Origin of the sequence: Methylobacterium indicum, from assembly GCF_001043895.1 — a bacterium.
In the GTDB taxonomy this organism is placed as follows: domain Bacteria; phylum Pseudomonadota; class Alphaproteobacteria; order Rhizobiales; family Beijerinckiaceae; genus Methylobacterium; species Methylobacterium indicum.
On sequence record NZ_JTHF01000497.1, the window covers coordinates 1 to 747 of the forward strand.

The 747-nt window shown below is 73.1% G+C and carries 1 protein-coding gene; it reads right to left on the minus strand.

All coding sequences use genetic code 11. The features are described 5' to 3' along the window. The coding region (locus tag QR78_RS31710) for a chromate transporter (RefSeq protein WP_048431626.1) at positions 1-747 on the minus strand (747 nt) is incomplete at both ends.

Here is a 747-nt window from a genome sequence, read left to right on the forward strand (position 1 = left end):
GCCGCAACCCCACCCCCGCCGCCGCGCAGGCGCCCAGAACCGGGATCATCCCGGCCCGGAAGCGGAAGATCGCCACGACCGCCGCCAGCGCCAGGGCGAGCGCATAAGGGTCGAGGCTCGCGGGAACCGGCACGTCGAGCCGGAGCGGCCCGAAGGCCACCGGACGCACCGCGCGAAACAGGGTGTGGAGCGAAAACCAGACCGCGAGGTTGAGGATGACCCCCACCACCGCCGCGGTGATCGCCGAGAGCGCCCCGGCGAGCGCGGCGTTGCCGCGCAGCCGCTCGACGAAGGGCGCGCCGACGAAGATCCAGAGGAAGCAGGGCGCGAAGGTGACCCAGGTGGTGAGCAAGCCGCCCAGGGTGCCTGCCGCGAGCGGCGAGAGCGCCCCGGGCGCCCGGTAGGCGGCGAGGAAGCCGACGAACTGCGTCACCATGATGAGCGGGCCGGGCGTGGTCTCGGCCATGCCGAGCCCGTCGAGCATCTCGCCGGGCTTCATCCAGCCGTACTGCTCCACCGCCGCCTGCGCCACGTAGGCGAGGGCCGCGTAGGCGCCACCGAAGGTGACCATCGCCATCTTGGAGAAGAACACCGCGATGCGCGAAAAGACGTCGTCGGGCCCGAGCACGAGGAGGAGCGCGGCGACCGGGACGAGCCAGACCCCCGCCCAGACCGCCAGGGTGACGAGGGTGTCGCACCAGGACGCCCGCTCCCGCGGCCCGGCATCGTCGCCGAACAGGTAGGGCC